Below are 6,585 nucleotides of genomic sequence, written 5' to 3' on the forward strand. Positions count from 1 at the left end.
CGCCCAGCGAGTGTCGTCCTGCAAAGACGGGCTGTTCAGGTGGCTGACGCGGCGACCATGCGAAAGCTGGCAACGGCTCGGCCACGCGACCGTGAGTACCAGTCGCCGGCCATGGTCTGGCTGACGATGCGAGCCCGGTACTCGCCATCAAGGTCGATGGAACGCGGCCCCCTGCTGGCATATCCCTCCTCGGTCCAGACGATATCCACCTGGTTATTTGACGTGAGCTCAACCCGGCCGGTCACCTTGGTACGCGGCTGGCTGCCGGGGTAGCTCATGACGGCAGTGAACGTGTTGTCCTGCCACTCATCGATCAGGAGCTCGAGTGAATTCCATGCCGCTCACGCCGCTGATTCCATGCACGGCGGGACTGCTGCGTCGTCCGGCTCCTTGATCGAGCAGGGGAATCTCGTCCCTCTCCGTGCGGAAGAACCGTTCGGCGTAGGCGTTCGCCGGCGGAGTCCGGGGTGGACGGCGCCGGCAGTCGGACACTCCCGGTGGTGGGCGGGATCCGCCAAGCGGCGAAGACACGGCTCGTGGCACCGGACGCAACAGATCTCCGCGATCGCACTCGGCTCCGTCGCGAAACATCCGAGTTCACGAAATCCGCAACACCAAGATCCCGCTTAGAATCCGATCGGTCGATTCGGACTACCTATTTGACATCGCTGGTCGGGTGTGGCCACAATCTTGATGAAATTCGTCGGCGGAGAATCCCTTGGAGATTCATGGGCTGTTGACGACCCGACCAATTAGGTTACCGGTGCGTGCTGTCTCACCGGTCCAGTTCTTTCCTCGGCGCGCGATCGGTCCGGCAGCGGCGACCGGTCCCGCAGGACCGGGTCGGGACGAACATGTACGCGTAGACAAGGAGCTGCCGATATGGCCACCGCCTCGACCTCGAACCCGGCCAGCGGGCGGCGCTCGCCGCTGCTGGTGGCCTTCGACGCCGCACGCCAGGCGGATCCCTACCCCACCTACCGGGCCATCCGCGAGGCTGACCCGTTGGCCGGGTATGACATGGCGGGCCACCGGGTGACCCTGGTGACCCGACACGGCGACACCGCCGCCGTGCTCCAGGACCCCGCCTTCGGGCACGGTTACAAGGAGAACATCAGTCCCTTCCGTCCCGACGGCGACGCCGATGACGGGCTGGAGTCGCTCCTGCGGTCCGATCCGCCAGATCACACGCGGCTACGTCGACTGGTCAGCAGGACGTTCACTCCCGGCACCCTCGCCGAGCTTGCCCCCGACATCACGTCCTTCGTCACCGGGCTGCTGGACGCGGCGCTGGAGGCCGGTGAGATCGACGCGATCAGCGCACTGGCCCGGCCTGTGCCGACCCGCATGATATGTCGGCTGCTCGGCGTCCCGGCCGCGGACGAAAAGATATTCGGGGAATGGGCGGAGACGCTGATTCGCGGCATCGATCCGGACTTTCTGCTGACTCCCGATGAAATCACCGGGCGCCGTCGGGCGGCCCGGGAACTGGATGCCTATTTCCGGGACCTCATCGCGCGCGTCCGGGTCAGGCCGGGCACCGATCTCGTCAGCCAGCTCGTCGCGATCCACCTCGGGGAGGACGCGCTGACCGAAAGCGAGGTCCTCGCGCTCTGCGCCGTGCTGTTGGTGGCCGGGCACGAGACGACGGTCAACCTTATCGGCGGCGGAGTCCTCGCCCTCGTGCAGCACCCCGACCAGCTGGCACTGCTGCGCGCGGACCCCGGTCTCGTCCCCGCTGCGGTCGAGGAGATGCTGCGGCACGACTGTCCGGTTCAGTTCATCCCGCGGACGGCGTTGCGTGACACCGAGGTCGGTGGACGGGAGTTCCGCCGAGGTGAGGGCGCCATGCTGCTCGTCGGTTCGGCGAACCGTGATCCGGACGCGTTCGACGAGCCCGACCGTTTCCTGGTCGCCCGCTACGCGGGACCCACTCCGGCCGCGCGCCACTTCGGGTTCGGGACAGGTATCCACTACTGCCTCGGCGCCCCCCTGGCCCGCATGGAGGCGGAGATCATCTTTCGTCTGCTCCTCGAGCGCACCAGCGAGCTCGCTCTGATCGGGAGCACGCCGACATACCGAAACCAGAGCATCATCCGCGGGCTGCAGACGCTCCCCCTTCGGCTCGCCGCCTGACAGCGAGGAGGTAGGCGACGTCCCGATGGGACAAGGCCCCGGATGGGACAAGGCATAGCGTCGGGCACCACCGCACCGCCAGGTCGTCGGGTGTCGGACAGGGCGGGAGGTCGCGGGCGGCGGGCAGCTTACAGTCCGCGGGTCGGGTCACGTGTCGACTCGGCGGGACCTGGCCGGGAGGCGGACGTGTGGGCAGGCAGGACGGGTCGGCGAGAGGCCGGCGTGCGCTGGTGGGCGGCCGTCTTCGTGGCGGCGTCGGTGACGGCGCTCGCGGGCTGTGCCAGCGAGGGGCGGACTGGCGCGCAGGCGGCTGTGACGACGCCGCCGGCTGTGACGACGCCGGCTGTGTCCACCGCAAGGACGGTCCCGACGGCGACGACGGTCCCGACCGCGACGACGGTTTCGGCCGCGGGGACAGGCGCCGGGGCGGGAAGCTCGGGGGCGGCCGGCGCGCGCGGCGGCCCGGTGACTCGGCTGGTCAACCTGGCCCCGGTCGACCGCCGCGGACAACCGGCGAGGGGCTGGACCGTCGACGGGCGCGATGATGATCCGGACGCGCCGATCGACTGCGGCGACACCAGCCAGGCGTACCCGTCACCGGCCGCCGTCAGCGGCGACATCTACCTCTGTTCGCCCAGCGCCGCCGCCGCCGATGCCTGCTGGCCGACACCCCAGGCCCGCCGGATGCTCTGCCTGCGCGACCCCTACTCGGCCACGCTCACCGCGCTCACGGCCCAGTCGCTCGTCGCCAGAGTCTCCCCGCCCAGGAACCCCGTCCCGTTCGGCCTGGTCTTGGCCAACGGGGACCGCTGCCGGCTGCGCGACGGCGGCGCCTGGGGATCCCCGGAGAACCATCCGGGCTATGTCGGCTACTACTCCTGCGGCCCGCGCGACATCGTGTGGGCGTCTCAGAACTCGCCCACCGGCGGCATCGACAGGACCAGCAGACGTTGGACCGTCCTGGTCGGAGACGTCACCGGCCCCCTGGCCACCGTCCCCGTCACTGCGGCCGACTTCGTCACCACCGCCCCCTGAACGGCCCTCTGGCCGGCGAATGGCCGGCGAACCTTCACGTGGGTCTCGTCGAGGGACCACCTGTCTCCAGGTCGGTGGGAGAGCTGGTCCCGGATGCGCGAGCGCCAGGCGCGACCGGCTCTCTCGATCACAAGGTCGTCGTCACCGTCCGGACTCATGCTGCCGAGCAGCGCGAGCGGCTGCGGCCCCGGCGGCCGTGGAAGGGCCTGAGTCCATCAGCGGCCGCGGCTGCCCGGGCGCTGGTCCTGCTGACGCTGGTTCTGCTGACACTGGTTCTGCTGGCGCTGGGCCCGTAGGCGCTGTGGCCACTGGCGTGGCGGCGGTCCGGGGTCGTCGTTCCGGGGCGGTGGTGGCGATGAGGGCGAGCCCTGCTGCGGCGAGTACGGCGGCCGTGGCCGGAATCGTGGCCGCCCCGGCCGCGTCGAGGGTCACGCCGCCGAGCGCGGCGCCGAGGGCGCTGCCGAGGTAGATCGCCGATCCGTTGAGCCCGAGGGCGACGGTGGCGACGTCCGGGGCGACGACGAACAGCCGGTGCTGCTGCGGCGTGATCGACAGTCCCTGGAAGGCGCCGACGGCGAGCAGGACGGCCAGCGCCGCGCCGTACTCCTCGCGGGCCGGCACCAGCACGGCGAACGACGCGGCGAGCCCGGCGACGGCGACCAGCAGCACTCCCAGCGCGCCGCGACCGTCGACCAGGCGTCCCACCAGCCGGTTTCCGGTCAGGCTGCCCAGCCCGAACGCGAGCAGTATCACCACGAGCCGGCCATCGGTGTCGGCCATGCCCAGGACGACCGGCAGATAGGAGATCAGCAGGATTGGCGGCGCGACCACCGCGACCGTCGCGAGCAGAACCAGGAGTACCGCGGGCCGGGTCAGCACGCCCAGCCGGGCGCGCATGTTCGTCGGTGGGACGTGGGCCCGGGGCAGCAGGGGCACGCAGAACGCGGTGAGCGCCGCGAGTGCCGTGATGACCCACAGCACCGCTCGCCAGCCGAACCACTGCCCGGCCAGGACGCCGAAGGGCACCCCGAGCACCGTCGAGAGCGAGGTCCCCGCGGTGACGGCGGCCAGCGCGCGGCCGCGCCGCCGGCCGTCGGCGAGCATGCCGGCCATGACGTAGGCGTTGGACTGGAACGCCGCGGCACCGAGGGCCGCGGCGGCCCGGCCGGCGGCCATCACGGCGTAGGAGGGGGCAAGTGCCTGGCCGGCCATCCCGAGAAGAAACAACGCCAGCCCGCCGCCGAGCAGCAGGCGCCGGTCCCAGCGGCCGGTGAGGGCCGCGAGCACCGGCGACCCGACCGCGTAGGTGATGGAGAAGATCGTGGTGAGCTGGCCGGCGGTGGACACGCTCACGGACAGGTCGTCGGCAATCGCGGGCAGCAGGCCGGCGAGCACGAACCCGTCGACGCCCAGCGTGAACGTGCCGGCCGCCAGCACCCCGAGCTGCCAGCCGCGCAGCCCGCCCTCGCCCTCAGGCTTGTAATTCGATCCTTGTCGAATCATCACAGTGGGGAGGCTAGGGGTACGTTCGATGGGTGTCAAAGCATCGGGATCGGCGAAGCGACCGGCTGGGCGGTCGACGAGGTGGTCGGCGAACCGACCGGCGAACCGACCGGCCGGGTGACCGGCTGAGTGGTCGGCCGAGAGGCTGAGCCGGGCAGCCCGCGGTGTCTCGACAGCTCCCTCAGCCGAGCCGTGACTCGATCAACCTGGTCACGCTCCTTGCCGCCCTGGCCGACCCGGTCCGGCTCACGCTGATGCAGGCGATGTACTCCCGGACCGGCCCGGTCGACTGCTCCGTGATCGCCGAGGGGGTCGAGGTCGGCGCCCCGACCGTCTCCCATCACTACCGCGTGCTGCGCGAGGCCGGCCTGACCATGACCACGGTCGAGGGGCGCCGCCGCGTCGTCGCCATCCGCTACGAAGACCTGGAAGCACGCTTTCCCGGCCTCCTCGCCGCCGTCCTCACCCCGACCGCGAACACCTAGCGCACCCGCTGGTGACCGCGACGGCACTGTTGCTGAGGATGCGGGACGTGCCAGTGGTCATGGTGACCGCCGGTCAGACGGTGGAGACCGGCAAACATCCCAGTGATCGCTGACGTTCCGCTCCGAACGCTGCCACCGGACCCGGAGCAGGTCCTCGTCCAGCTCTCGCCCCCACTCGCGCCGGGCCTCGGCGGCGAGCTCGTCCAGCACCGTGGCGAGTTCCGCGGGCGCGGCGCTGCCCTCCGCCGTTCGCCGTTCGACCAGGTAGGCCACCGTTCCCAGGCCGAAGGCTCCGACGGCCCACGGCACGCTGACCACGCCGTTGTCGAGGATCTGGTTGACGGCAACACCGGAGAGCACCGGTATCACCACGGCCGCGAGGACGCGGTTCCAGACCCGGAACCACCGGGCCGCCCCGGCGTAACGCTGTCGGACGGTCACCTTCCGACCAGCTCGTCAGTTCTTACATGTCTTCTTGTAGGAAATATCTGGAATGGAGCTTCTCCATTCGCTTGGAGTGAGACCGCCGCCAGCCGCGACACAAGCCCGATCCGGCAGGTGAGCGAGAAGATCGGCCAGACCTCCGACGTTCCACAAGATTGCCGTTCGGTCGGCGCTACCAGTTAGCGCTGTGCGGCCGTCCCGCGTGAATACTGCGGCGTATACGGCTCCGGTGTGGCTGGTGAGGGTGGCGCGACGGGTGGGGCGGAGAGGGTTGGCCAAGTTCCACAGGTCTAGTGTGGAGTCGGCCTTCCGTCGGGAGTGAGCGCCACCGTGCGTATGGAGTCGGTGTGGCCGGTGAGGGTGGCGCGGCGGACAGGGCGAGCCGGGTTGGTCAGGTCCCACAGGATCGCTGTCCGGTCTTGGCTTCCGGTGAGGGCGGTGTGCCCGTCGGGAGTGAGTGTCACTGAGTACACCCAACCGGTGTGGCCGGTGAGGGTAGCGCGCTTTCTCGGGTTATCGGGATCGGTTAGATCCCACACGATCGCCGTGTTGTCCGAGCTGCCGGTGAGGGCGGTGTGCCCGTCCGGCGTGAGTGCCACCGCGTTTACACCGTCGGTGTGGCCGGTGAGGAGCAATGGTTGAGACCTGTGGATCGGCTGGGGAGGGCGTACCTTCCCGGTGATCGAGGTTGAGGTCTCAGTCAGGCCGACGTTGACGCGTCGGTCGGGAAGGCACGCCCGTGCTCACGGTAGTNCCCGAGGAGAACACGCCCGCCGATGGTCCGGCGGGCAGCCCGTCGCTGATCGATGAGATCGTCCGGGAGGGTGCCCGGCGGATGCTCGCCGCCGCCCTGGAAGCCGAGGTCGACGCCTACATCGCCGAGCTCGCCGACCAGCGTGACGCCCGTGGCCGTCGGCTGGTGGTCCGTAACGGTCACGCGCAGCCGCGGCAGGTGATGACCGCCGCCGGCGCGGTCGAGGTC

General features: G+C 70.2%; 8 protein-coding genes and 1 pseudogene. 4 read left to right on the top strand and 5 right to left on the bottom strand.

Annotation, left to right across the window (positions count from 1 at the left end; translation table 11 throughout):
• Positions 1 to 35: 35 nt before the first annotated feature.
• Positions 36 to 278 carry a hypothetical protein gene (locus tag FF36_RS26895; RefSeq protein ID WP_044887991.1) on the bottom strand — a complete coding sequence of 81 codons (243 nt, stop codon included), beginning with the start codon at positions 276 to 278 and terminating at the stop codon, positions 36 to 38.
• 604 nt (positions 279 to 882) lie between these two features.
• Here FF36_RS26895 and FF36_RS26900 point away from each other — a divergent pair.
• Both FF36_RS26900 and FF36_RS26905 read left to right on the top strand, forming a co-directional pair.
• Positions 883 to 2,136 carry a cytochrome P450 gene (locus tag FF36_RS26900; protein ID WP_044887992.1) on the top strand — a complete coding sequence of 418 codons (1,254 nt, stop codon included), beginning with the start codon at positions 883 to 885 and terminating at the stop codon, positions 2,134 to 2,136.
• Positions 2,137 to 2,322: 186 nt separating this feature from the next.
• Positions 2,323 to 3,171 carry a hypothetical protein gene (locus tag FF36_RS26905; RefSeq protein ID WP_242422902.1) on the top strand — a complete coding sequence of 283 codons (849 nt, stop codon included), beginning with the start codon at positions 2,323 to 2,325 and terminating at the stop codon, positions 3,169 to 3,171.
• A 141-nt stretch (positions 3,172 to 3,312) separates the two neighbouring features.
• Here FF36_RS26905 and FF36_RS26910 read toward each other — a convergent pair whose 3' ends face one another.
• Entirely contained in the window at positions 3,313 to 4,674 is a 1,362-nt protein-coding gene (locus FF36_RS26910; RefSeq protein WP_242419723.1) for an MFS transporter, read from the bottom strand.
• Positions 4,675 to 4,838: 164 nt separating this feature from the next.
• Here FF36_RS26910 and FF36_RS26915 point away from each other — a divergent pair, with 164 nt between their 5' ends.
• Positions 4,839 to 5,159 carry an ArsR/SmtB family transcription factor gene (locus tag FF36_RS26915; RefSeq protein WP_044887994.1) on the top strand — a complete coding sequence of 107 codons (321 nt, stop codon included), beginning with the start codon at positions 4,839 to 4,841 and terminating at the stop codon, positions 5,157 to 5,159.
• A gap of 57 nt (positions 5,160 to 5,216) precedes the next feature.
• On the opposite strand, the gene FF36_RS26920 is transcribed toward FF36_RS26915, so the two are convergent.
• From FF36_RS26920 to FF36_RS41205, 3 genes are read right to left on the bottom strand one after another with little or no spacing between them, the layout of a single operon-like run.
• Entirely contained in the window at positions 5,217 to 5,600 is a 384-nt protein-coding gene (locus FF36_RS26920) for a hypothetical protein (protein WP_044887995.1), read from the bottom strand.
• 15 nt (positions 5,601 to 5,615) lie between these two features.
• On the bottom strand, positions 5,616 to 6,005 hold the full coding sequence (locus tag FF36_RS41200) for a WD40 repeat domain-containing protein (protein ID WP_370657151.1): 390 nt from the start codon (positions 6,003 to 6,005) through the stop codon (positions 5,616 to 5,618).
• Positions 5,894 to 6,238 (bottom strand): WD40 repeat domain-containing protein, encoded by a 345-nt coding sequence (locus FF36_RS41205; protein WP_082122259.1) that lies wholly within the window; start codon positions 6,236 to 6,238, stop codon positions 5,894 to 5,896. Before FF36_RS41205 ends, FF36_RS41200 begins: the two co-directional genes overlap by 112 nt.
• Before the next feature lie 164 nt (positions 6,239 to 6,402).
• Between FF36_RS41205 and FF36_RS39200 the strand changes: the two are divergent.
• Positions 6,403 to 6,585 (top strand): annotated as a pseudogene (locus FF36_RS39200) (IS256 family transposase); the annotation flags it as partial.

Source organism: Frankia torreyi (assembly GCF_000948395.1).
Taxonomy (GTDB): Bacteria; Actinomycetota; Actinomycetes; order Frankiales; family Frankiaceae; genus Frankia; species Frankia torreyi.

Bases quoted from the DNA above. Each gene is read 5' to 3' on its own strand.
- FF36_RS26900 (WP_044887992.1), top strand. From the start codon at position 883: ATGGCCACCGCCTCGACCTCGAACCCGGCCAGCGGGCGGCGCTCGCCG.
- FF36_RS26910 (WP_242419723.1), bottom strand. From the start codon at position 4,674: ATGATTCGACAAGGATCGAATTACAAGCCTGAGGGCGAGGGCGGGCTG.
- FF36_RS26895 (WP_044887991.1), bottom strand. From the start codon at position 278: ATGAGCTACCCCGGCAGCCAGCCGCGTACCAAGGTGACCGGCCGGGTT.